This is a genomic window from Streptomyces sp. NPDC056835, from assembly GCF_042789485.1.
Taxonomy (GTDB): domain Bacteria; phylum Actinomycetota; class Actinomycetes; order Streptomycetales; family Streptomycetaceae; genus Streptomyces.
The window spans coordinates 73658-98210 of sequence record NZ_JBHUBB010000024.1 but is presented as its reverse complement, the minus strand read 5'-3'; the positions used below and the strand labels follow the sequence as shown (position 1 = coordinate 98210).

Below are 24553 nucleotides of genomic sequence, written 5' to 3'. Positions count from 1 at the left end.
ACTACCCCTTGGGGGGCGTGACCTCCAGCCAGTCGAGAATGGCGTCGCACTGATTGCCCTGCTCGCAGGAGATCTTGAGGGTGTTCTTGCCCTTCTTGAGCTCGACCGGCGCCCACGTGGTCTGCCAGTTCTTCGCCCAGTCGGGGTCGTTGGAGCTGATGAAGTTCTTCAGCCCGAGCGGGGAGTTGTTCGCCTTGCCGTTGACGGTCAGGGTGGCGTTGGCGTCCTTGGCGGGTATGGCGTAGCGCACGGACAGCGCGTAGGAGCCGGCCTCCTTGATGTCGGCGGTCCAGGTCACGGACGCCCCGACGGCGTTGAAGCCGGTCACATAGGACCCGTTGGTGCCCTGGGCGCCGTCGATGTCCGTCGCGAGGACGGCGGGCGGGCCCAGCTTGAGGGTCGCCGCGTCCTGCTTGGGGAGGCCGATCCCGTCGGGCGACGTGTCGTCGTCCTTGCCGCTCGCCTCGTCGGTGGGCTGCTGCGACTGGTCTGCCGAGGACGTCGGGCCGCCGGTCGGGGTCGGGTCGGCGTTGTTGTTCTTGTCGTCGTTGTTGGTGAGCAGCGCGGCCGTGATACCGATCACGACCACCGCGACGACGGCGATCGCGCCGATCAGCAGGCCCTTGGTGTTGGGGCCGCTGCCGCGTCCGCCGCCCCGCTGGGCCGGCACCTGGCGGGTGGTGGCACCGCCGGGGTGGGTCTCGGGGGCCGCGTAGTGCGGGTTCTGCTGCTGGCCGTACGGCGCCTGACCGTAGGGCGCCTGGCCCTGGGGCGCCTGCTGCTGGCCGTAGGGAGCCTGGCCGTACTGCGGCTGCTGGCCGTACGGCGCCTGCTGCGGCGGGACCGCCTGCTGCTGACCGTACTGGCGCTCGCCGACCGTCCTGACCTGGTTGTACGAAGTCCTGGGCACGCCGGGCTGCGCGGCCGGACCGGGGTAGCCGTAGCCGCCTTGGCGTCGCTGATTGGCGCCCGCCGCCTGTCCGTCCTCGTACAGATAGCCGAACGGATCGTCGTCCTCGGGCGTGCTCGCGCCGTTGTTCCCGGCCGTCATCCCTGGTCACTCCTTACCATCTCGCCAGCGTCGCCGACCGGCCGAGCCTACCTCGAATGGGCAAGGCCACGGACGGGCCTTGACGGGTGGCAGCCAGTCTGCGACCCGTGGGTGAACAACGGATCGCAGAGATGTCCCAGCCCTGTCCCGAACGGCTCCGGGACCCTTTCCGACACCTGTGGGACTCCCCCCGACGCGTCCGGAGGACCCGTCGGAGAGCGCCTACCCCGCACGCCGGGGAACCTTGCTGCGCGACCGCTTCTCGATATACATCCGCTGGTCAGCGGATTGCAGTACTTCCTCCACCGACATTCCGCAGCTCGCCCAGCTGATACCGAAGCTCGCCCCGACCCGGACCGCCCGGCCGTCGACCCTGATCGGCGGAATGATCGCGTTCCGCAGCCGTACGGCGAGATCGGCGGCGTCCGCAGAACCGAGTCCGTCCGCGAGAACGACGAATTCGTCACCCCCGAGGCGCGCGACGGTGTCCCCGTCCCGTACGCCGGTGGTCAGCCGGCGCGCGACCTCGATCAGCACCGCGTCGCCGGTGTTGTGGCCGAACCGGTCGTTGATGGACTTGAAGCCATCGAGGTCGCAGAAGAGAACGGCGAGGCCCTTCGTGCCGTCGTCGGCCTCGGGGTCGTCGTTGGGCGCGACCATGTGCACATGGTTGTCGAGGGACGCCCCGCCGACCGCGGGGACGGCCGAGTGCCCGCCGCCCTGGCTGCCGCCGCGCTCCTCGTACTGGTCATAGCCGTCATAGCCGTCGTACGCGTCGTATCCGGGCTCGTACAGGACGGTGCCCTCGTACCCTCCGTACGCCGCGTCCAGCGCCTCGACCGCGGTCTCCCGCATCGCGTGGGGCCGCGAACAGAGCCGGGCGCTGAGGCGGGAGCGCAGCTCGGCGCTGTTCGGCAGGCCGGTGAGCGAGTCGTGCGAGGCGCGGTGCGCGAGCTGGAGTTCGCGGCTCTTGCGCTCCTCGATGTCCTCGACGTGGGTGAGCAGGAAGCGCGGGCCGTCGGCGGTGTCGGCGACCACGGAGTTGCGCAGCGAGACCCAGACATACGTGCCGTCGCGCCGCAGCAGCCGCAGTTCGGCGCGGCCGCCCTCGGCGGAGGTGCGCAGGAGGGTCCCGATGTCCTCGGGGTGGACCAGATCGGAGAACGAGTGGCGGCGCATCACGGAGGCCGGGCGGCCCAGCAGCCGGCAGAGGGCGTCATTGGTCCGCAGCAGCCGGCCGTGCTGGTCACCGCCCATCTCGGCGATGGCCATCCCGCTGGGTGCGTACTCGAATGCCTGGCGGAAGGATTCCTCACTGGCCCGCAGCGCCTGCTGTTCCCGTTCGAGCCGGACCAGCGCGCGCTGCATATTTGCTCGGAGCCGAGCGTTACTGATCGCAATGGCGGCTTGGGACGCGTACATCTGGAGCGCTTCCTGTCCCCAGGGGCCCGGCCGGCGCCCGCCGCGCGGCCGGTCGACGGAGATGACGCCGAGCAGCTCGCTCCCGCCGCCGGAGGCGTACATCGGGGCGTAGAGCCGGTCCTGGGGGTGCCACTCGTCCTCGAAGCGGGGATCGGGGCCCTCGGTGTACCACTGCGGTACGTCGTCCTCCAGCAGCACCCAGCCCTCGGTGTGCGGTATGAAGCGCAGCTCGCCCCAGCTCTCGCCCATCAGCAGGCGCCGCTCCCAGGAGGCCCGGGAGCCGACGCGGCCGGTGATCAGGGCCTCCGCGGCGGGGCTTCCGGCGAAGGCGGCGACGACGAGGTCACCGTCGGCCTGGACGACATTGACGCAGGCCAGTTCGTACCCGAGCCCGGAGACGACACCGTCGGCCACGGTCTGCAGGGTGTCCGCAAGGCTGCGGGCGGTGTTGAGGTCGGCGACGGCCTCATGCAACTGCCGCAGGGTCGCAAGACGGACATACGGCTCCGACTCGGTCTCCATTGCTCGCTCTCCCCGAGACCTCGACAGCAACTCCAGGATTCTCATCGGCTCTCGTCCTGCACTGGCATCGCCACTGAATCACAGGGAGCTGCGCGCTCGGTACACAGGGTCAACAAATACCGCACTCTGTGAGTCAAGTCACATGGCCCGATGAAGGGATGGACGGCCTGGTGAGAGCGCTCCCGCACTTTCTTGATCGCAAATTCGGAGGGGGTGACGGACGGGCTGTGGGACGCGGGCGAGGGTGCTTCTGGCAGCGGGAAGCGCGCGGGGGGCGGGTCCGTGACCGCGCGGGGCGGGCGCCATGGCGATCCGGTCGCGAACCTGTCCCGCTCCTGTCCCGCTCCTGTCCCGCTCCTGGTCCTAGGACCGGGCTGGTCCCCTGGCCCGATGCGGGTGGGAATGGCTGCGGCTAGCGTCTCTTCCGTGCACCAGACGACCCCTGACACCCGTACCGACGCCATCGACACCATCCCCCATCCTGAAGGGGTGAGCAACGAAGAGTTCCGCGCCGCCCTCGCCCGGCTGGCCTCGGGTGTGGTGCTGGTGACAGCGCACGAACCCCCTTTGAGCGCCACCGGACCGCGCGGCGAGGACGCCGGGATGACGGCGACCGCCTTCATGTCGGTCTCGCTGGACCCCCCGCTGGTGCTGGTCAGCGTGCGCAACGGCTCCCGTATGGACGACCTGCTCACCGAACAGCCGCTGTGGGCGGCCTCCTTGCTCTCCGAGAGCCAGCGGCATGTCGCGGGCCGGTTCGCGATGAAGGGCCGGATCAGCGACCGGCTGCTGTTCGAGGACATCCCGTACCGCCGGGGAGAGGTGAGCGGCGCGCTGCTGATCGGGGGCTCGCTGGCGGGGCTGGAATGCCGTACGGAACAGCGGATCGAGGCGGGCGACCACACGCTGGTCATCGGCCGGGTGCTGACGGCGGAGCTGCCCAGCGCGGAGGGCGGCCCGCTGATGTATTTCAAGGGGCGCTACCGGCAACTGGGTTCGTAGGATCGGCGGACGGACACACCGCCACCGCCACGACTGATCCCCGTGCCGGTACCCGTACCGGGCCCGGGCTTCAGGTCCAGTCGCGGCCGGTACGGCCGCGCTTCGTCTCGGCGCGCTGCTTCTTCTCGCGCAGCCGGCGTTCGTTGATCCCGCGCGGGATCTTCGTCTTCCTGCGCGGGCGCGGCGGCGGGGCCGTCGCTTCCGCCAGCAGGGAGGCGAGCCGTACGGCCGCGGTCTCGCGGTTGCGCCACTGGGAGCGGTGCTCCGACGCGCGTACGGTGATCACGCCGTCCACCAGCCGATCCGCGAGCCGTTCCAGCGCGCGTTCTTTCCACACCGGCGGCAGCGCTTCCGTCTTCGCGAGATCGAAGCGCAGTTCCGCCTTCGAGTCACTGGTGTTGACGTGCTGTCCGCCGGGCCCGGAGGACCTTGAGAAACGCCACATCAGTTCGGCCTCCGGCAGGGAGACCGAACCGCGGATGACATGAGCGGGTCCGGACATACCCCTATGGTCCCGTGTCCGGCCGGCTTCCGTCACCCTCTTTTCCCCGGCGTTGCCCCGGGGGCTCCCCCGCCGCCCCCCGGTTTCGCCCGGGCGCGCGTCCACTCCGGGTAAAGAAAGTAAAGGGGTGCGGAACCTCCCGGACCTCTGCCTACGTTATGCCGGGTGACGGTAGCTTCGGGACCACTCGAAGCCCGCACAGACAACGAAAGGGACATCCCCATGGCTGTAAGCCTGTCCAAGGGCGGCAACGTCTCGCTCACCAAGGAGGCACCGGGCCTGACCGCCGTCACGGTCGGCCTTGGCTGGGACGTCCGTACCACCACCGGCACCGACTTCGACCTCGACGCCTCGGCGATCGCGGTGAACGGGGGCGGAAAGGTCGTCTCCGACAGCCACTTCGTCTTCTTCAACAACAAGTCGACGCCTGACCAGACGATCGTCCACACGGGTGACAACCGCACGGGCGAGGGCGAGGGCGACGACGAGGCGATCAACGTCAACCTGGCGGGTCTGCCGGCCGACGTCGACAAGATCGTCTTCCCGGTCTCGATCTACGACGCCGAGACCCGCAGCCAGAACTTCGGCCAGGTGCGGAACGCGTACATCCGCATCGTCAACCAGGCCGGTGGCACCGAGATCGCCCGCTACGACCTGAGCGAGGACGCCGCCACCGAGACCGCGATGGTCTTCGGTGAGCTGTACCGCAACGGCGCGGAGTGGAAGTTCCGCGCGGTCGGCCAGGGCTACGCCTCGGGCCTCGTGGGCATCGCCACGGACTTCGGCGTCAATCTCTGACACGAACGCCGCGCGAACAACAGCGTGCGTAATGAGTGGGCCCCGGCTCCGGCCGGGGCCCACCGGCGTGTACGGGTTGGGGCGTGGGGCGGAGGGGTAGTCGGGGTCACCCGGTGCGTTCGATGGCGGGTGGGGGCCGCCCCTGACCTCGGCTCCACCCCCGACACCACTAGTCCAGCGACGGCTTCTCCTCCCCGTACAGCCAGGTGTCCCACAACTCTCCGAGGTCGCGGCCCGACTCCCGTTCCACGTACGTCGTGAAGTCATGGGTGTCGGCGTTGCCGTGACGGAACGTCCGGGCCCAGCCGCGCACGATGCGGAAGAAGGCGGCGTCGCCCACGGTCTCCCGTACGCGCTGGAGCACCATGGCGCCGCGTCCGTACACCGGCGGGTCGGAGATGTTGACCGCGCTGGGCGGATGCGCCGGCGGGAACGTCCAGTTCGCGTCGGCGTCGTACGCGTCGAGGAAGCTCTGGCGGACCGGTACGCGCTCGGTGTGTTCCGTCCAGAGCCACTCCGTGTACTCCGCGAAACCCTCGCTGAGCCACATGTCCCGCCAGGACTTCGGGGTCACGGAGTTGCCGAACCACTGGTGGGCCATCTCGTGGACCAGCGTCGCGACGCTGGTGGGGCCGGGGAAGAAGGGCCTGTTCTGGGTCTCCAGGGCGTATCCGGAGTCGCCCGGCCGCCCGATGACGACACCCGTGGAGGAGAAGGGGTACGGCCCGAAGGTCTTCTCCTGCCACTTCACGATCCGGGGGAGTTCCTTGAGGAGCCGCGCGCCGCTTTTGGCGACGGTCGGATCGACCGCCGTGTAGCTGGGCACCATCCCCTTCGCCCCGTCGGTCGCCCGCGTCTTGTACGGCCCGATGGCGACCATGGCCACATAGCTCGCCATCGGCTCCGCCGAGTGCCAGTCGAAGGACGTGCGCCCGTCCGCCGTGCGCTCCTCGCGCAGTTCACCGTTGGAGACGGCCGTCAGCCCCTCGGGCACGGTGATCCGGATGTCGTACGACGCCTTGTCGCTCGGGTGGTGGTTGCCCGGGAACCACGCCATCGAGCCGGTCGGCTCCCCCAGCCCGACCGCGCGTTGCCCGGACCGGAGCCAGCCCTCCTCCGATGTGTCGGGGTCGGTGATGCGCCGGGGTACGCCGGAGTAGCGGACGACCGTACGGAAGGTGGCACCCCGGCGGAGGTCGTCGCCGGGGCGCAGCGTCAGTTCCGTACCGGCGTGGTGGAAGGCGGCCTTCTCGCCGTCGACGGTCACGGAGTCCACCGTCAGCCCGTCGAGATCGAGGTTGAAGGCGCTGAGGTCCTGGGTGGCGCGGGCGGTGATCTCGGCGGTGCCGTTGAGCCGGCCGGCGTCCGGCGCGTAGTCGAGGGTCAGACCGTAGTGCTGGACGTCGTAGCCGCCGTTGCCGATCCGCGGGAAGTAGGGATCGCGCAGGCTCGCGGCGCCCGGCCTGCCGTGCACGCCACTGCCCGGCCCACAGCCGCCGAGGACGAGGGAGAGGACCAGAGCGACGGGGAGTGCGGGGGCGGAGGCGAGGCGGAGTGCCGGGCGCGGGTACACCCGGTGATCGTAGGCCGGGTGGCGAGGACTCGCCGGTCGGCAGGGACTCGCCGGGTCACCAGGTCACCAGGTCACGGGGTCATCGGGTCACCGGGGCGCGGGCCGGTGACCACCCCACGGGTCCGCCGGGACGGCCGTGACACCATCGGGCCCGTGCTCGACATCGGCTACTCCCTCTCCCGGCGCTTTCCCGATCCCCCGCAGACCGACTACCGCCTCGCGGACGTCCGGGCGCTGCGGCACGACCTGTTCTGCGGGGACGTCTATCTCGCGGACACCCACGCGGACCGCGAGGTGTCCACAGCCTGGGGATGGGTGCCGGTGCTCGACTTCGCCTGGGCGCTGTGCGACATCGTGGAGCAGCTCGACCGCGATCCGCGCGGCAGCCGCGCGGCGAAGCCGCAGTACGCCGAGCTGGACTTCACCGAGTCCGCCGACCGCATGCTCTTCCAGCGGCGCTTCGGCTGGGTCGATGTGGAGGCCGACTGGATGCCCGGCGACGAGCCGCCGCTCACCTTCAGCCACCGTCTGCTGCGCCGTGAGGCGCGCGACTTCCTGCACGATCTGATCGCGGATCTCGCCGATATGCACGAGGGCCTGGCCGACAACCCGATCGTCTGGGACCTCCAGTCCCGCTTCCCCCGCAGCTGACCATCCGCAGCTGACCCCCGCAGCTGACCACCCCGGGCGGGGCCGCCTCACGGCTCCCACCTCACGGCTCCCACCTCACACCCCCCACATCGCGGCCACAGACCCCACCCATCGATTTCCGGATCGGCAGGCGTACATCCCCCCGCGCCGGGCAGACGAGGTTCTGCCGGGGCACCGCCGGGAATCGGGCGACCGTTTCCTCCCCCCACAAAAGGCCGTGCCTCTGGAGCACCACGAAGGCCCCGACCCCATCCCCCCAGGGTCGGGGCCTTCGAAGGGCAGGGCCCCATCAGTCCTCCACCCGCACCCCGATCTGCGCCGCGAACGCCGGTGCCAGATGCAGCAGTTGGGCCGAGCTGATGACCGCCCCCGCCAGCCGGTCCAGGCCCCGCGCGATATCCAGCTCGGCGACCGTCCGCAGATCGACGTCCTTCATCCGCGCACCGCTCAGATCGGCCCGCCTGAGCACGCAGTCCCGGAACTCGACCCGTACCAGCTCCGCTCCCCCGAAGTCCGGTTCGGACAGGACAACGCCCTCGAACACCACGTCCTTGAGCCGGGCCTTCCGGAGGTTGAGATAGTCGATCTTCCCGCCCCGGATCAGCACCCGCTCCAGCACGGCGCCATGCAGCTGCGTCCCGCCCAGCCGTGCGTCCACCACCTCCACATCGCGCAGCGACGCCCCGGACAGATCCGTGCCCACCCCCCGGACACCGCTCAGTACGGAATCGATGAACCGCGCCCGCCCCAGCGCCGTCTCGTCCAGCCCGCAGTCCCGCAGCGCGCAGTCGATGAACCGCGAGCCGGGCCCCTCCTGCCCCGACAGGTCGAGGTCCTTGAACTCCAGCCCGTCGTAATCGCCGTCCGGCTCAAGCCCGCCGCCGTACGGGCTCAGTGGCGGCAGCCGTACCTCTGCCCGCCGCGCCGCCGGGACCCCGCCCGCCCCGCCCGCGCCGCTCGCCCCACCGCTCTTCGTTGTCTTCCGTGCCATGCCCCCATGGTGACGTACACCACTGACAACGCACCGATGTCACAACCAGCTGTCCACTTCCCGTCATAACGGTAGAGCGAGCGAAGGAGAGAGACAGTCCATGTATCCCAGCCATCGCGTCACCGTCATCGGCGGGGGCTTCGCCGGACTCACCGCTGCCATCAGCGCCGCCGAGTCGGGCGCCGCCGTCACCCTGTACGAGGCCCATCAGACCCTCGGCGGCCGGGGCCGCACAGCTCAAGGCCCGTACGCGGTCAACGACGGGCCGCACGCCCTCTACAGCCGCGGGCCGCACTGGGCCTGGCTGCGACGGCGCGATCTCCTCGGTCCCATGGCGACCCCGCCCCTGCGCGAGAGCCACCGCTTCCGCTTCCACCGGGGCGGCGCCCTGCGCAGGACCCCGCCCCTCGGAGTATTCGCCCTCTCCCGCCGGAAGGCCGAAACCGCCCCGGTGGACATCGACTTCATGACCTGGGCCACGGAACTGGCCGGCGCCGACGTCGCGCGCGCCGCCGCGCACTACACCGCCGTCGCCCTCTTCCACCACGACCCCGGCTCGCTCTCCGCCGCGTTCGTCCAGGAGCGGCTGCGGCGCACCGCCGCCCTGCCGCCCGAGGCCCGCTACCCGATCGGCGGCTGGGGCCGGCTGACCGACCGGATGGCCGCGCACGCCCGGAGTCTGGGCGTACGTATCGAGACAGCGGTACGGATCGACCGCCTCCCCGAGCACACCCCCGTGATCGTCGCGACCTCCCTGGAAGCGGCCCGCGGCCTCCTCAAGGACGACGGTCTGCGCTGGACCGGCGGCCGTACCGCGCTGCTCGATCTCGCGCTGCGTACGCGCGGGGGCGACCCGTTCATCGTCTCGGACCTCGACGCGCCCGGCTGGCTCGAACGGTTCACCGCACAGGACCCGTCCCTCGCCCCGGCCGGTGAGCAACTGCTCCAGGGCCACTTCCCGGTCGGGCCCGACGAGTCCAGGTCCGACGGCATCGCCCGCGCCGAGAACCTGCTCGACCTGGGGTTCCCCGGCTGGCGCACGCGTACGGCCTGGCGGCGCGAGTCCGTCGCGACCGGCCGTACCGGAGCCGTCGATCCGCCCGGCACCACCTGGCGGGACCGGCCCCATATCGACCGCGGCCAGGGCGTCTTCCTCGCGGGTGACCAGGTCGCCGCGCCCGGAGTGCTCGCGGAGGTGTCGTTCAACAGCGGGATCGGCGCGGCGGCGCTGGCCGTCCAGCAGCTCTCGGCCCTCAGGAAGCGGAGCTCCGGCATCGCTTGACCTCAAGCATGCTTGAGGTCATTGGCTGTGCCCCGTACACCGGACAACTTCGTACACCGGACACTCCTGGGAGCCCGCCTTGCACGCCATCCGCCTCCACGCCTTCGGCCCCGCCGAGAACCTTCTTCACGAGCTGACCGAGGACCCCGTACCAGCCCCCGGCCAGGTCAGGATCGCCGTCGCCGCGGCCGGGGTCCATCTCCTCGACACCGCCCTGCGCGGAGGGATGCCGGGCCCGTACGGCGCCCCCGCCGAACTGCCCACCATCCCCGGCCGCGAGGTCGCCGGTACGGTCGAGTCGCTCGGCGAGGGCGTGGACGCGGGCTGGCTCGGCAAGCGTGTCGTCGCCCATCTCGGGATGGCCCCCGGCGGTTACGCGGAGCTGGCCGTCACCGACACCGCGCGGCTCCACGAGATCCCGGCCGGGCTCGACGAGGCCGAGGCCGTCGCCATGATCGGCACGGGCCGAACGACCATGGGCATCCTCCAGTTCACGGACCTCGGCCCCGACGACATCGTCCTCGTACCGGCGGCGGCGGGCGGCATCGGCACGCTCCTCGTCCAGTACGCGAAGAACGCCGGCGCCACCGTCATCGGTCTGGCGGGCGGCGCGGCCAAGGTCACGCGGGTCGCCGGGAACGGCGCCGATCTCGCCGTCGACTACACCCTCCCCGACTGGCCGGAGCAGGTCCGCGGCCAACTGCGCGACCGGTTGGGCGGCCGGCGCGCGACCGTCGTCTTCGACTCCGTCGGCGGGGCGACCGGGCGCGCCGCCGTCGACCTCCTCGGCAAGGGCGGCAAACACATCGTCTTCGGCTGGTCGGGCGAGGGGCTGCACGACGGAAAGCCGCTGACCTTCACCGACGGGGAACTGACGGAGCGCGGCATCACCTCCGAGTCCGTCCTCGGGCCGGTGATGATCGCCAAGGCGGGCGGCGACGTCCGCGCGCTCGAAGAGCGCTCACTCGCCGAGGCCGCCGCGGGCCGGCTGCGCCCCGCCGTACAGCGCTTCCCGCTGGCGAACGCGGCCTGGGCCCACCGGGCGCTGGAGACCCGCGGAACGATGGGGAAGGTCGTCCTGGAGCCGTAAACCGCCACAAGCGGGGGAAGAGACCCCGTACCGGCGCCGGGACGGGGGTCCAGCGCCGGTACGGCATCCCTCGTAGCCCCTGGCCTCATCCGAGCGGTCGCGAGAAGCGAAGCCCACCGATTCATGGTGTCCTGTGCAGAGGTTTGTCACGATTCAGGATGATCCGGCACAGATCCAGAGATCAGAGATCCAGAGATCGGGCGGGTGAGGGCGGTGAGGGCGGTGAGGGCGGTGAGGGCGGGTGACGGCGGTGAGGGACGATCTCGATGAGTGACCCGCCGGAATCCGGCGCACAGCCGCCCCCGCAGCCGCCCCCGCCGCCGCCCCCACGGCCACCCGCCCCTGAGCCCGGCCCGAACCCCGCCCCGGAGCCCGGCGCCGCGGTCGACACCCACCGCTGGTGGGCCCTGGCAGTCATCGCGACGGCCCAGCTCATGGTCGTACTCGACGCCACCATCGTGAACATCGCCCTGCCCTCCGCCCAGCGCGAACTCGGCCTCACCAACGGCAACCGGCAGTGGGTGATCACCGCCTACACCCTCGCCTTCGGCGGTCTGCTGCTGCTCGGCGGCCGGATCGCCGACCTCGTCGGCCGCAAACGCACCTTCATCGTCGGGCTCATCGGCTTCGCCGCTGCCTCCGCGATCGGCGGCGCGTCCACCGGCCCCGAGATGCTTTTCGCCGCCCGCGCGCTCCAGGGCGTCTTCGCCGCGCTCCTCGCCCCGTCCGCGCTCTCCCTGCTCACCACCACATTCACCGGTGGCACCGAGCGGGCCAAGGCGTTCGGGATCTTCAGCGCCATCGCGGGCGCGGGCTCCGCCATCGGCCTGCTCGTCGGCGGTGTCCTCACCGAATACCTCAGCTGGCGCTGGTGCCTCTACGTCAACGTCCCGATCGCCGTGATCGCCGTCGTCGGCGCGCTCACCCTCCTCAGCGACCGCGCGGGCACCCGGGGAGCGCACCTCGACATCCCCGGCGTCGTCCTCGGCTGCGGCGGGCTCGTCGCCCTGGTGTACGGACTCAGCGAGGCCGAGACGCACGGCTGGACCGCCCCGCTCGTCCTGGGCCTGCTCATCGGCGGCGTCGCGCTGCTCTGCGTCTTCGCGTGGTGGCAGACCCGCGCCCCCGGCCCGCTGCTGCCCCCGCGCATCATCCGCGACCGCGACCGCGGCGGCTCGGTGCTCACCATGTGCCTGACGACCATCGGCCTGTTCGGGGCGTTCCTGTTCATGACGTACTTCTTTCAGAACATCCTCGGCTACTCGCCGCTCAGAACCGGTCTCGCCTTCCTGCCGCTGACCACCGCGATCGTCGTCGGATCCACCCAGATCTCCGCCCGGCTCCTGCCCTACGTACCGCCGCGGCTGCTGCTCGGCCCGGGGCTGCTGCTCGCCGCGGCCGGGCTGTACTCGCTGACCTTCATCGACACCCACTCCAGCTACCCCACCCACATCCTGCCCGGCACGCTGCTGCTCGGGCTGGGCCTGGGGCTGACCTTCATGCCGGCCATCGCCACCGCCACCACGGGCGTCGCGCCGGGGGACGCCGGGGTCAGCTCCGCCACCGTCAACACCGCCCAGCAGATCGGCGGCTCCATCGGTACGGCGCTGCTCAACACGCTCGCGACGACCGCCACGGCGACATACCTGGCGGCCCATCTCGGCGCGGCGGAGCGGCGGGCGGCGCCGAGGGGTGGGCTCACACCGGCGCAGAAGGCCGACATCGTGAACACCGGAACCGTGCACGGCTTCACCGTCGCCATGGCCTGGGCGGCCGTCATTCTGGTGGCCGCCGCGGTGATCGCCGTACTGCTCGTCAACGGTGGTTCGCCGCGTAGCCGGGAGGCGGCGGCCGGGGCGGCACCGGCCGCCTGACCGCGCCCGTACTCGTACTCGTACACGTACACGTACACATACACGTACGCGTACCTGTACGTGTGGGACTACCGGGCCGATGCCCCCAGCGCGCCCAGCGCCCCGTCCGTCAGCCGGAACACCGTCCACTCGTCCTGCGGCAGCGCGCCCAGCGACCGGTAGAACGCGATCGACGGCTCGTTCCAGTCCAGGACCGACCACTCCAGCCGCTCATAGCCGCGCTCCACACAGATCCGCGCCAGTTCCGTCAGCAGCGCCTTGCCGTGCCCGCCGCCGCGCCGGCCGGGACGTACGTACAGATCCTCCAGGTAGATACCGCAGACGCCACGCCACGTCGAGAAATTGAGAAACCAGAGCGCGAACCCGACCGGCTCCCCGTCCTCCGTCTCCGCGATATGCGCGTACACGGCGGGCCGCTCCCCGAACAGCGCCTCGCGCAGCTGTTCCTCGGTCGCGCGCGCCTCGTCCAGGGCCTTCTCATACTCCGCCAGCTCACGGATCATCGCGTGGATCACCGGAACGTCAGCGGCTGTAGCGGTACGAATCATGACCGCCAGCCTGCACGCAAACCCACCTGGGGCGCCACCCCCGGCCCCCCGGACCTCACCCGTGGGCGCCACTCCCGCCGGTACCGGGTGCCCCGCCCGCCTACCGCGCCAGCAGCGACCGGGCGATCGACACCTGGTCGGGCAGCAACGCGCGCTCCCCGTCCGCCACATGCCACAGGTTGTTCTGAAGCACCCGCCCCAGCGTCCACGCCCGCGCCCTCTCCCGGTCGAGCCCCAGCACCTCCGTCATCAGATCGAAGCGCCACAACGTCTCCGCCGCGTCGAACCGGTTGTCGAGAGCCGGCATCAGCTCGAACCCCGGATCGCCCGCCAGCGGCTTCGGGTCGATCGCCAGCCACGGTTCCCGCCGGTCGCCGGGGTGCGAGGCCAGCACATTCTCGTAGTGCAGATCCCAGTGCAGCAGCCGGTCCCCGGGCTCGTCCGCCACCTCGCGCACCGCCGCCGCGCAGTCCCGCAGCAGCCTCCGCTCCCCCTCGTCCGGCAGCGATCGCGACACCACCGATACGTTGTCGAGCATGCGCGCGGCGATGTCCCCCAGCCCGCGCATCCCCGCCGAAGCGGGCACCGACGTCAGCCGCGCCAACAGCTCCGCGATGATCCGGACCGCCTCCCGCGACTCCACCCCGCCCAGATCCCTGGTGCCGAGCCGCTCCAGCAGCAGCGTCCCCGTCCCGTCGTCGTACTCCAGCAGCCGTACCGCGCCGTCGCCGCCCCACACCCGCAACGCCACCGGCTCACCGGCCGACTCCTCGTCCAAGTGCTGGAGCTTCAGCACGGCGGGCGTACCGTCCGCCCGCTCCACCGGCAGCACCAGCGCGCACATGCCGTACATCGAAGGGCCGGTACGGCGCAGCTCCCACCGCTCCAGGAAGTCCGCCGCACGGCCCGGCAGCGCCGCGATGAAGGCGCGGCCCGCCTCGCCCAGGAACTTCGACTGTGTTTCCGCCAGCTCCACCGGAATGTCAATCACGTCACCGATCCTACGGGCGTGGGTGAATCGGCCCATGCGCCGTTTCCTCCCCCAGGCCCGCCGCGCGGTCCGCGCCGGGATCGTCTGGATCACGAGCGCCCCCGGCACCTATCTCTGGCTGGCGGCCCTCTTCGTCACCACCGTCGCCCTCCACCGCATGTCACCGCAGTTCGAAGAGGACTTCCTGCGCCAGAACTCCACCAACATCCATGAGCTGTCGACCGACCCCGTCCGGGTGCTCGTCGTCAGCGCCTTCTGGATCGACGGCGGCACGTGGGCCCCGTACGCCGTGCTCTACACGGTCTTCCACGCCCCGGCGGAACACTGGCTCGGCACCACGCGCTGGCTGGCTGTCGTCGCCCTCGCGCACATCGGCGCCACGCTGATCAGCGAAGGCGTCCTGGGCTGGGCCATCCGCCACGGCCAAGCCCCGCAGTCCGCCGTGAACACGCTCGATGTCGGAGTCAGCTACGCGCTCGCCGGTGTCGTCGCCGTCCTGACGTACCGCGTCCCGAAGCCCTGGCATCTGCCCTATCTCGGCGCCGTCCTCATCTTCTTCGGCACTCCCCTGATCGCCGAGCGCAGCTTCACCGACCTCGGCCACTTCGCCGCCGTCCTCATCGGCCTCGCCTGCTACCCGCTCACCCGGGGCCGCGGACGCCGCCGAAACCTGGACAGACATACGGACAGCGGTGTACGAACACCCTCATGACCAGCGCGAACAATGGCGGCAGCGACAAGCGCGACGGCGACGTCAAGAGAACCGACGCCCAGGGCACCGGCAGCACGAGCACCGGCAGCACGAGCACCGACGCCAAGAGCAGCGGCGGCACGAGCACCGGCAGCACAAGCCACGGCGGCACAAGCCCCGGCGCCAAGACCGCCGGCGGCACGAGCAACGGCGGCATCTCCTTCTGGTACGCGAGGGACGGCATCCCCGCCCCCCGCGAACCGCTCCCCGGCGACGCCACCGCCGACGTCTGCATCATCGGCGGCGGCTACACCGGCCTGTGGACGGCGTACTACCTCAAGAAGGCCGTCCCCTTCCTCAACATCACCGTCCTGGAAGGCAAGTTCTGCGGTTACGGAGCCTCCGGACGCAATGGCGGCTGGCTCTACAACGGCGTCGCGGGCCGCGACCGCTACGCCAAACTGCACGGCCACGAGTCCGCCGTACGCCTCCAGCAGGCCATGAACGACACCGTCGCCGAGGTCATACGCATAGCCGACGAAGAGAAGATCGACGCCGACATCCACCGGGGCGGCGTCCTCGAAGTCGCCCGCACACCCGCCCAGCTCGCCCGCCTCAAGGCGTTCCACGCCGTCGAGCTCGCCTTCGGCGAGACCGACCGCACCCTCCACGGCGCCCGCGAGACCGCCGAACGCGTCCGCGTCACCGGAGCCGTCGGCTCCAGCTGGACCCCGCACGGCGCCCGGCTCCACCCCGCCAAACTGGTCAAAGGCCTCGCCGCGGCCGTCGAAGCACTCGGCGTCACCATCCACGAGTCGACACCCGTCACCGAGATCAAGCCCAAGCACGCCATCACCCCGTACGGCACCGTCCGCGCGCCCTACATCCTGCGCTGCACCGAGGGCTTCACCGCCACCCTCAAAGGCGCCCGCCGCTCCTGGCTCCCGATGAACTCCTCGATGATCGCCACCGAGCCGCTTCCCGCCGAGGTCTGGGACACCATCGGCTGGGACGGCCGCGAAACCCTCGGCGACATGGCCCACACCTACATGTACGCGCAACGCACCGCCGACAACCGCATCGCCCTCGGCGGCCGGGGCCGCCCCTACCGCTACGGCTCGAAGGCGGCCCGCCTCGGCCACCCCTCCCGCACCGAGCCCGCCACCATCGAGGCCCTGCGCGACATCCTGGTCGACTTCTTCCCCACCACCGCGGGCGTCCGCATCGACCACGCCTGGTCCGGCGTCCTCGGCGTCCCCCGCGACTGGTGCGCCACCGTCACCCTCGACCGCATCACCGGCCTGGGCTGGGCGGGCGGCTACGTGGGCTCCGGCGTAGCCACCACCAACCTCGCGGCCCGCACCCTCCGCGACCTGATCCAACAGGACTCCGGCCAGTCGGGCCCCACCGACCTGACCACCCTCCCCTGGGTCAACCACAAGGTCCGCAACTGGGAACCGGAGCCTTTCCGCTGGCTCGGCGTGCAGGGCATGTACGCGGCCTACCGCACGGCGGACCGCAAGGAGACCACGTCCCCCACCCCAGGGACCCACCCCCTGGCCCGCACGGCGAACCGGATCTCGGGCCGCTGACGGAGCCGCCGGCCGAGAGGCGCCGAGGGACATCAGGAGACACCAAGGGACACTGGTGACTCCAGGGACACTGCCGACTCCCGCGAGCGAGTCGATCCAGCAACTCCCGAACCAGAACAGGAGAGAACCACGTGTCGGCACAGGACACCGGCTTATCGCCCGGCCACGGCCACGGCAATGGACCCGGCCCCAGCCGCGGGACACCGACGAGCCCGCAGGAACAGGAACGGGAACAGGAACAGGAACGGGAAGCGGCCGTATGCCTGGACTCGGTGAGCAAGGTGTACGGAAAGGGCCCAGCGGCGGTGCACGCCTTGCGCGAGGTCTCCGTGTCCTTCGCCCGGGGCACTTTCACCGCGGTGATGGGCCCCTCCGGTTCGGGCAAAAGCACATTTCTCCACTGTGCGGCCGGACTCGACCGGCCGACCTCGGGCCAGGTGCGGCTGGCGGGAGCGGACATCAGCGGGTTGGACGAGAACGCGCTCACCGCGTTACGACGCGAGCGGATCGGGTTCGTGTTCCAGGCGTTCAACCTGCTCCCCTCACTCACCGTCGAACAGAACATCACGCTGCCGCTGCGGCTCTCCCGTCGTCGCACCGACCGCGCGTGGCTGACACAGATCCTGGAACGCACCGGACTCGAAACCCGCTCACGGCACCGGCCTTCCGAGCTGTCAGGCGGCCAACAGCAGCGAGTCGCCCTTGCCCGCGCCCTGGTCACCAGGCCGGATGTGGTCTTCGCCGATGAGCCGACCGGCGCCCTGGACAGCACGACCGGCCGCGAGATCCTGCTGCTCCTCGGCGAATCGGTGAAGGCCCTTCAGCAGACCGTCATCATGGTCACGCACGATCCGGTGGCCGCTTCCCACGCCGATCGCGTGCTCTTCCTCTCCGACGGACGGCTCGCCGGCTCGCTCCAGTCCCCCACCACGGACGAGGTGGCGGAACGCATGGCTCACCTCGGGAACAGGTGATCCGGCATGCTGCGACTGGCATGGCTCACCGTCCGTGCCCGCACAGCGGGATTCGCCGGCGCCTTCACCGCCCTGACCTTCGCCTTCGTACTCATCACGGCCTGCGGAGTGCTCCTGGAATCCGCCCTGCGCGTCGGCACTCCCACCGAGCGGTACGCGGCGACCGACATAGTGATCGCCGGACAGCAGCGCATCACGCCCGCGGACCCTCTCCTCGAAAAGCTGCGCGCACTGCCCGGTGCCGGTGAAGTGGTCCCCGAGGTCTCCTTTCCCGCGACGGTCGTGACCGGCGCGGGCGACATCGCCGGAGGCCCGGAAGGCGGCCCCTCGCTGGGCCACAGCTGGGAGAGTGCCGGGCTCGCTCCGTACACCCTCCGGGAAGGCCGTCCGCCCGCGGCCGACGACGAGGTCGTGCTCGACTCCTCACTCGCGGAACGGACCGGTGCGCGGCCGGGAGCCGGGTGACGCTGGCGACGACCGGCTCACCCAGCGGCTACACCGTGACCGGCGTGGCGACACCGCCCGTCTCTCCAGGACGCCAGGCGGCCTTGTTCTTCTCGCCGCGGCAGGCCGTCCACCTCGCCGGCGGACAGCGACCGGTGGACGCGATCGGTATACGGGCCAAGCCCGGCGCCTCCCCCACCGAACGGGCCGAACTGGCTGACCAGGCACGGGAAGTCATCGAAAAACTCCACCCCGGCTCGGCGACCTCCGACAGTTCCGACAGTTCCGACGGCTCGTATCAGGGCTCCGAACTGTACGTAACCGATGTACTGACCGGTGATCAACGAGGCGAGTCCGAGTTCGCGCTGAGCCCCGGCCCCGGTGACGCGCTCGGATCCTTCGCCGGCACCTTCGGCGTCATCGCCCTCTTCGTCGCACTGTTCGTGGTCGCCGCCACCCTGGCACTGTCCGTACAGCAGCGTACGAGGGAGATCGGACTGCTGCGCGCGATCGCCGCCACACCGCGGCAGATACGGCGGATGATCGCCTCCGAGACCCTGCTCGTCACATTGGCCGCCCTGATCGTCGGCTGCCCGGCCGGAATCGGCCTCGCCGCGCTCCTGCGCGCGGAGCTCGCCCGGCGGGGCATGATCCCGGACACCTTCCCCCTGCGTATCGGCCCCGCGGCCCTGCTGACAGTGGCGGTGCTGATCATCGTGGCCGCCCAGCTCGCCGTCCTGGTGTCCGCACGGCGGGCCTCACGTATCCACCCCACGCAGGCATTGCGCGAAGCCTCCGCCCCGTCACGTCGTACGGGTATTGCCCGGTCTCTGGCGGGGATCGCCGTCCTGGTCGTCGCGGCCGTCCCGCTGGCGTCGGTCGCCCGCAGCCGCGGCCCACAGGAAGCCGGGGGCGCGGACAGCATGGTGATGGTGCTCATGGTGGGCGTCGCCCTCCTCGGCCCCTTGCTCGCCCGCGTCGGCAGCACGATCCTCGGGGCACCGATCGCCCGCTTCTTCCCCGTCGGAGGCTTCCTCGCCACCACCGGCACCCGCGCCCAACCCCGTCGGCTGGCCGCCGCGATGACACCTCTCGTACTGGCCATCTCCTTCGCGGGCACACTGCTGACCGTCCCCGTACTCACGGCACAGGCCACGGAGACCCGGAACAGCCAACGGCTCCAAGCCGACTACGTGGTCCAGGGTGACGGAATCGGACTGCCCGCCACCTACGCGGACGAGGTACGCCGTATACCAGGAGTCGAGGCGGTCACCGGTCTCCTGCCGGTCAGCACCACACTGACGGCAGAGCGCCGGGGAAAGACCGAGACACATGGCGGCCAGGGCTACGCGGTGACCGAACAGGCCCTGCCGAAGCTGCTCGACCTGGATGTCCGGGCGGGCTCTCTCACCCGCCTACGAGGACAGACGGTCGCCCTGGGAGAACGCCGCGCCGCCTCGCTCAATGTCGGCGTGGGAGACACCATCGGCATCGACTGGGAGGACGGCACCCGGTCCAGGGTGCGCGTCATCGCCGTATACGCCCGCGACAAGGGATTCGCGGACGCCGTGCTTCCACGCCGCCGGCGGGACGCTAGTGTCCTGAAACCCTCGAACGCCTTGCCGGATATCTGAACCGAATCAGCGACTCAGGACACTAGGTCGACGAAAGCGTCCACCGACACCAGAAGCCGGGAACCGCTGGTCTACGGCTACACCACGGGCATCCGCTCCTCCCGCGCCGTATCGGATTCAGGCGGGCGATGGGAGTCAGCGCTTGAAAGGAGGTTGGGGTGGGTGTTCTGCCTTGTAACCGAGGTGCTAGGACGCGCAGTGCGCAGGAGGCCAGGGGGTTGGCCCTGCGCTGCTCCCGGCATGGGAAGGGCGACCGTATCCCGCACGGGGGCAGACCCGGGCGGTAGCATCTGCGGGTCCATGGTCCATTTGGGGGGTCACATGTCGTCGCACATCATCTCGTACGCTCTGGATGACCAGACCACGGTCGGCTTCGAGATCGAGACCGGTGACGACTTCCATCCCGTCGGCGCGGAGACCGCCATCGCCCGGGTCCGCGAGGCCGTCCAGCCCGCTGTGCAGGCCGCAAGGACCGTGCTCGATCAGGTCGCGGCGGTGAAGCCGGGCGAGATCCAGCTCAAGTTCGGCATCAAGGTCAATGGCACCGCCAACTGGCTGATTGCCAAGGCCGCGACCGAGGCCAACTTCGAAGTCACCCTCACTTGGCGGGAGAACACTGCGCCCGCTGGCCAGTCGGACGCGCAGTAGCCAGGAACGACAGGGCAGCAGCGCGGACCATGGGAAGGCCGGTCATGGACAACCAGCCGAGCAGGCCCGCGAATGACTCCTGGGTCGCCGCCGTCCATCGTGCCGAGGCTGACGAGATTTCCTTGGGGTCGGCCTTTGTTCTGGACGCCTGCAGGGTCCTCAGCTGTGCTCATGTGGTGCGTGCCGCCGCCGACGCCGGTATCGATCTCTGGGTTGCCTTTCCCAAGGCGGAGGAGTGCGACACCGTACGTATCCGGGTGCGGGAGATCGTCCTGCCACCCGTTGAACACCAGCGGACTCGGGACGTGGCGATCCTTCGACTCGCCGATCCTGTCCCGGCGACCCGCGTACCTCGACTGCGCTGCCCAGTCCCGGCCGATATGGTCGGCCGGGACTGGTGGGCTTTCGGGTTCCCTGGTGGCGAACTGCTCGGCAACTCGGCCACCGGTCAGGTTGGCGAGGCTCTCGGCTATGGCTGGGTCCGGCTCGACACCAACTCCCGGTACACCGTCAAATCGGGTTTCAGCGGCTCGGCGATGTGGTCACCTGAGTACGAGGCGATCGTCGGCATGGTCGGCCAGGCGAGCGGCGACGGCGACGCCCGTGCACTATCGCTCTGGCAGATAGACCGTATCTTCCCGGGGGAGCGCATCGCCGATCTCGCCTCGTGGACGGTCGAGGCGGCCGGCGAGTCTGCCCTCGCCTCTTGGGGATGGTCGCTACGGCACGACCCGGAGGCCGGCCGACACTGGCGACCACGCGCCCGCGGCGTCAGCATCGACACGGAGAAAGGGTTCCGCTTCCGTGGGCGGACCGCTGCCCTCAGCGCCATCGTCGACTGGATCAACAGCCCGCCAGAGCGGAAGGCGCTCGTGGTCACCGGATCGCCCGGCGTGGGCAAATCGGCTGTCTTGGGCCGGATCGTCACCACGGCGGACGGGGAGATCGCTGAGCTGCTGCCGAGCGATGACACCGCCGTACGTGCACCGGTCGGATCCGTCTCCTGTGCGGTGCACGCGAAGGGCAAGACAGCACTGGACGTCGCCATCGAGATCGCCGCAGCGGCCTCGGCTGCGCTCCCGGACGACATCGAGTACCTACCGGAGTATCTGCGCGAGGCCCTGAAGAGCCGCCTCCCGGCCGAGAACAACGGCCCGCCCGCTCCTTTCACCGTGGTCATCGACGCCCTCGACGAGGCCGCCACCGCCCAGCAGGTGCGGCTGATCATCCGGCGGATCGTCACCCCGCTGGTGGAGACTTGCACGGACCTCAACGTTCGGGTGATTGTGGGCAGCAGGCGCCGGGATGACTCCGGTGATCTGCTCCTCCCGTTCGGCCGTGCCCTCTCACTCGTGGATCTCGACCAGCCCGGCTTCTTCGAGCAGGAGGACCTGCGTTCGTACACCCTCGCCACCCTTCAGATGGTGGGAGACGAACGGCTGGGCAACCCCTACGCCGACGATGCCACCGCGGAGCCGGTCGCCAGCCGAATCGCGGCCATGGCCGACCGTAACTTCCTGGTGGCCGGGTTGGTCGCGCGGGCGCACGGACTGCACGACGGAGAGGCGGTCCGGCCCGAGGACATCGCCTTCATCCCGACTGTCGACGGCGCACTCCGCGACTACCTGGACCGGATCCAGCCCGTGCACGGCTGCTCCGCCGGCTCCGTCCTCACCGCTCTCGCCTTCGCCGAAGCCCCGGGCTTCTCGCTCGCCCTGTGGCGGATGGCGATCACCGCACTTGGCGGGCCTTCCATTCCGGACGCCACCCTCGCCGCGTTCGCCCGCTCCTCGGCGGCGAACTTCCTCGTTGAGACGGGTGGCCGAGAACGGTATGACACCGTCTACCGGCTCTTCCACCAGGCGCTCAATGACACCCTGATCAGCGCCCGAGCCGAACTGTATACGCGCCGGGAGGATGAACGGTCGCTGGCCCGCGCCATGATCGCCGAAGGCGAGCGGACCGGCTGGACAGACTCTGATCGGTATCTCAAACGCTCGCTGCCCGGTCACGCCGAGACCGGGGAGGTGCTGGACGAGCTACTGACCAAGGAGGCGTATCTGCTCCATGCCGATCTGCGTCGACTGCTACCGGTGGCCGACCGCGCCGTCTCCGACCTGGCCCGGACCAGAACCAAATTCATTCGGCGCACTCCTCAGGCGTTCAATGCCGACCCCTCCCGACGCATTGCCCTGTTCAGCGTGACGGAGGCCCAGCAGCGTCTCGGCCGGGTCTACCGCGAGATGTCGTTGCCCGCGCCCTACCGCGCCCGCTGGTCCACAGTGGTGCCTGGCCAGGAGGAAGCCGTTCTGGACGGCCATACCCGCTGGTCATACGTCTTGCGCACGTTTACCGCTGGGGGCCGGGAGCTGCTGGCCAGTGCAGGAGGTGACCGTACCGTACGGGTCTGGGACCCGGTGCTGGGGGAAGTACTGCAGGTCATGGAGGGACACACAGACGAGGTCCGGTCCATCGTCTCTGTGCGGCTCGGAGCGGTGGACGCCCTCGCGTCGGCCGGACGGGACGAGGCGATTCGCTTCTGGGATCCTGCCATCGGTGAGGCTTTGCACACCATCGGCGGAGACGCGGGTGGGTACTCGGCACTCTGCACCCTCACACACGATGGCCGGACTCTGCTGGCAGCGGCGAGGGCGGCGGATGCCACCATCCGGTTGCTCGATCCCGGCACCGGTGAACAGGTGGCCGAACTCAGCGGCCATGACGAGTGGATCACCGATCTCTGCGAGGTCGTTGTGGACGGCAGTGCACTGCTCGCCTCGTGTGGCGAAGACGGAACTGTACGCCTGTGGGATCCCGCCACGGGATCCAGCCGATGGACCGTGACTCACGAAGACTCGTGGGAATGGAATGTGTGGACTCGGGCCCTTTGTGTGATCCGGGTTCGTGAGCGCACTCTGCTTGTCGGCGCCGGGTACGACTCCGTGATCCGGCTCTGGAACCTGAGCGACGGCAGCGAGGCTGGAGTGCTGAAAGGTCACTATGACTCCGTCCTCGCTGTATGCGCCACGACACTCGGCGATAAATCGGTTCTGGTGAGCGCGAGTGAGGACGAGACGCTGCGGCTCTGGGACCCGCATACCGGGCACCAGCTCGCGACCTGGCCGGGACACATCAACGCGATCTACTCGGTCTGCGCCATTCAAACAGGTTCCCGAGTCCGGCTGGCCAGCAGCGGCGACGACCGTTCTATCCGCATCTGGGATCCGGCGACCGGGGAACAAAACAAATTCTCGGAGGACAGTGAGGCAGATCGCTTCGATGTGGCTTGCGTGGTCCGTGCCGAGCCCGGACTGCTCATGGCGACGGCGCGAGTCGGTGACGAGTCCATCGCCTTCAGAGACCCGGTCTCCTGGCGACCTGTACGCAGACTGCGCACAGGCATGGTCAACGCGATGTGTGCGGTTCCGGTCGACGGGTGTCCCCGCCTCGCCACTGCCGGCATGGGTATTGAGATCTGGGATCCGCAAAGTGGTGGCCGGGTCCGGGTTTTCGAGCACCCGGCCAACCGGTACACGGCGATCAATTCGATCTGCGCCGTCAAGGTCGGTGACTCCCCCGTGTTGGTGGGGTCGCTGGGGAGTTCCCTGCACTTTTGGGATGTGTCACGAGAGCGGACTGTCCACGGATTTGACGTGGGTGCGAAGGGGGCGCGGGAAATCTGTCCTGTACCGGTACGCGGGAGGCTCGCCATCTCCGGCCTCACCTTCGACGGGCGCGTCAGGATCTGGGATCCCGGTTCAGGCACCTGCCTGTCCCAATTGAGCATTGGCCGAGGGACGCTCACCGCACAGTGCGCCGTCCGGGTCGACGGTCAAGTGTTGCTCGCCACCGGCAATGAGTTCGGCGTCATCCATCTTTGGGATGTGACGGCTCAGGAGCCGGTCGCCTCTCTCGAAGGGCACTCGGCCAGGGTGAACCAGCTGTGGGTCTCGGTCGTCGATGGACGTACCGTGCTGGTGAGCACCGGTGACGACCGGTCGCTGCGGGTGTGGGACCCAGCGGGGCCGCGGCCATTGGTGGACATTCCCGTCCACCACACGATTGTCTGGGCAGCGCAGGCGGGCCCCGACATCACGGTCAGCTTGAACGCGGGGATGCTCGGAATCCGGCTTGATCTCTCCGTGGCGGGTCTCGGCCGGGCCGGCCAGTCTCGGCCTGGGATTTCAGGGCAGCGTGCCGCCGGTCACGAGTTGTCGATCCAAGGACTCTCCGGATAGAGCCTCTTCACTACGGCCCCCTCCGCACGGCCACG

Annotated in this window: 20 protein-coding genes; 13 read left to right on the top strand and 7 right to left on the bottom strand. The window is 70.0% G+C overall.

What is annotated here, in order from left to right:
* Window position 1 precedes the first annotated feature (1 nt).
* On the bottom strand, window positions 2-1051 hold the full coding sequence (locus tag ACFRMN_RS25920; RefSeq protein WP_383023256.1) for a CBM35 domain-containing protein: 1050 nt from the start codon (window positions 1049-1051) through the stop codon (window positions 2-4).
* 222 nt (window positions 1052-1273) lie between these two features.
* Window positions 1274-2995 carry a diguanylate cyclase CdgB gene (gene cdgB, locus ACFRMN_RS25915; protein WP_383023254.1) on the bottom strand — a complete coding sequence of 574 codons (1722 nt, stop codon included), beginning with the start codon at window positions 2993-2995 and terminating at the stop codon, window positions 1274-1276.
* A 489-nt stretch (window positions 2996-3484) separates the two neighbouring features.
* On the opposite strand from cdgB, the gene ACFRMN_RS25910 reads away from it, so the two are divergent.
* Window positions 3485-3997, top strand: coding sequence for a flavin reductase family protein (locus ACFRMN_RS25910; RefSeq protein WP_383023342.1), 513 nt, complete (start codon window positions 3485-3487; stop codon window positions 3995-3997).
* 70 nt (window positions 3998-4067) lie between these two features.
* Here ACFRMN_RS25910 and arfB read toward each other — a convergent pair whose 3' ends face one another.
* A complete protein-coding gene (gene arfB, locus ACFRMN_RS25905; RefSeq protein ID WP_383023252.1) occupies window positions 4068-4499 on the bottom strand; it encodes an alternative ribosome rescue aminoacyl-tRNA hydrolase ArfB in 432 nt (143 codons plus the stop codon).
* Window positions 4500-4721: 222 nt separating this feature from the next.
* Here arfB and ACFRMN_RS25900 point away from each other — a divergent pair, with 222 nt between their 5' ends.
* Entirely contained in the window at window positions 4722-5297 is a 576-nt protein-coding gene (locus ACFRMN_RS25900) for a TerD family protein (RefSeq protein WP_249952186.1), read from the top strand.
* Between the two features lie 169 nt (window positions 5298-5466).
* Here the strand turns inward: ACFRMN_RS25900 and ACFRMN_RS25895 are convergent, their stop codons facing one another.
* The gene (locus ACFRMN_RS25895; RefSeq protein ID WP_383023250.1) at window positions 5467-6870 is read right to left on the bottom strand and encodes a M1 family metallopeptidase; all 1404 of its coding nucleotides are present in this window, start codon (window positions 6868-6870) and stop codon (window positions 5467-5469) included.
* A gap of 153 nt (window positions 6871-7023) precedes the next feature.
* On the opposite strand from ACFRMN_RS25895, the gene ACFRMN_RS25890 reads away from it, so the two are divergent.
* Window positions 7024-7521 carry a hypothetical protein gene (locus tag ACFRMN_RS25890; RefSeq protein ID WP_129767122.1) on the top strand — a complete coding sequence of 166 codons (498 nt, stop codon included), beginning with the start codon at window positions 7024-7026 and terminating at the stop codon, window positions 7519-7521.
* A 289-nt stretch (window positions 7522-7810) separates the two neighbouring features.
* Here ACFRMN_RS25890 and ACFRMN_RS25885 read toward each other — a convergent pair whose 3' ends face one another.
* Window positions 7811-8512, bottom strand: a complete 702-nt coding sequence (locus ACFRMN_RS25885) for a pentapeptide repeat-containing protein (protein ID WP_383023248.1) — start codon at window positions 8510-8512, stop codon at window positions 7811-7813.
* 100 nt (window positions 8513-8612) lie between these two features.
* Here ACFRMN_RS25885 and ACFRMN_RS25880 point away from each other — a divergent pair, with 100 nt between their 5' ends.
* From ACFRMN_RS25880 to ACFRMN_RS25870, 3 genes are all read left to right on the top strand, one after another.
* On the top strand, window positions 8613-9794 hold the full coding sequence (locus tag ACFRMN_RS25880) for an FAD-dependent oxidoreductase (protein ID WP_383023246.1): 1182 nt from the start codon (window positions 8613-8615) through the stop codon (window positions 9792-9794).
* 79 nt (window positions 9795-9873) lie between these two features.
* Window positions 9874-10884 (top strand): zinc-binding dehydrogenase, encoded by a 1011-nt coding sequence (locus tag ACFRMN_RS25875; protein WP_383023245.1) that lies wholly within the window; start codon window positions 9874-9876, stop codon window positions 10882-10884.
* A 266-nt stretch (window positions 10885-11150) separates the two neighbouring features.
* A complete protein-coding gene (locus ACFRMN_RS25870) occupies window positions 11151-12758 on the top strand; it encodes a DHA2 family efflux MFS transporter permease subunit (protein WP_383023243.1) in 1608 nt (535 codons plus the stop codon).
* Between the two features lie 68 nt (window positions 12759-12826).
* On the opposite strand, the gene ACFRMN_RS25865 is transcribed toward ACFRMN_RS25870, so the two are convergent.
* Window positions 12827-13306 carry a GNAT family N-acetyltransferase gene (locus tag ACFRMN_RS25865; protein ID WP_383023242.1) on the bottom strand — a complete coding sequence of 160 codons (480 nt, stop codon included), beginning with the start codon at window positions 13304-13306 and terminating at the stop codon, window positions 12827-12829.
* A gap of 100 nt (window positions 13307-13406) precedes the next feature.
* Window positions 13407-14333 (bottom strand): aminoglycoside phosphotransferase family protein, encoded by a 927-nt coding sequence (locus ACFRMN_RS25860; RefSeq protein ID WP_383023240.1) that lies wholly within the window; start codon window positions 14331-14333, stop codon window positions 13407-13409.
* On the opposite strand from ACFRMN_RS25860, the gene ACFRMN_RS25855 reads away from it, so the two are divergent.
* From ACFRMN_RS25855 to ACFRMN_RS25825, 7 genes are all read left to right on the top strand, one after another.
* Window positions 14332-15009, top strand: a complete 678-nt coding sequence (locus ACFRMN_RS25855) for a rhomboid-like protein (RefSeq protein ID WP_383023238.1) — start codon at window positions 14332-14334, stop codon at window positions 15007-15009. The two genes, ACFRMN_RS25860 and ACFRMN_RS25855, sit on opposite strands and share 2 nt — an antisense overlap.
* Window positions 15006-16580, top strand: a complete 1575-nt coding sequence (locus tag ACFRMN_RS25850) for an NAD(P)/FAD-dependent oxidoreductase (RefSeq protein ID WP_383023236.1) — start codon at window positions 15006-15008, stop codon at window positions 16578-16580. Before ACFRMN_RS25855 ends, ACFRMN_RS25850 begins: the two co-directional genes overlap by 4 nt.
* A 263-nt stretch (window positions 16581-16843) precedes the next feature.
* Window positions 16844-17554: an ABC transporter ATP-binding protein gene (locus ACFRMN_RS25845; RefSeq protein ID WP_383023339.1), complete on the top strand. Its 711-nt coding sequence runs from the start codon at window positions 16844-16846 to the stop codon at window positions 17552-17554.
* A 6-nt stretch (window positions 17555-17560) separates the two neighbouring features.
* Window positions 17561-18019, top strand: a complete 459-nt coding sequence (locus tag ACFRMN_RS25840; RefSeq protein ID WP_383023235.1) for a hypothetical protein — start codon at window positions 17561-17563, stop codon at window positions 18017-18019.
* Complete coding sequence (locus tag ACFRMN_RS25835) at window positions 18016-19632, top strand: ABC transporter permease (RefSeq protein WP_383023233.1); 1617 nt, start codon at window positions 18016-18018, stop codon at window positions 19630-19632. The genes ACFRMN_RS25840 and ACFRMN_RS25835 overlap by 4 nt, the downstream gene beginning before the upstream one ends.
* A 321-nt stretch (window positions 19633-19953) precedes the next feature.
* Window positions 19954-20280, top strand: a complete 327-nt coding sequence (locus ACFRMN_RS25830) for a CU044_2847 family protein (RefSeq protein ID WP_383023232.1) — start codon at window positions 19954-19956, stop codon at window positions 20278-20280.
* A gap of 1010 nt (window positions 20281-21290) precedes the next feature.
* Window positions 21291-24518, top strand: a complete 3228-nt coding sequence (locus ACFRMN_RS25825; RefSeq protein WP_383023231.1) for a WD40 repeat domain-containing protein — start codon at window positions 21291-21293, stop codon at window positions 24516-24518.
* The last annotated feature ends 35 nt before the right edge of the window (window positions 24519-24553 follow it).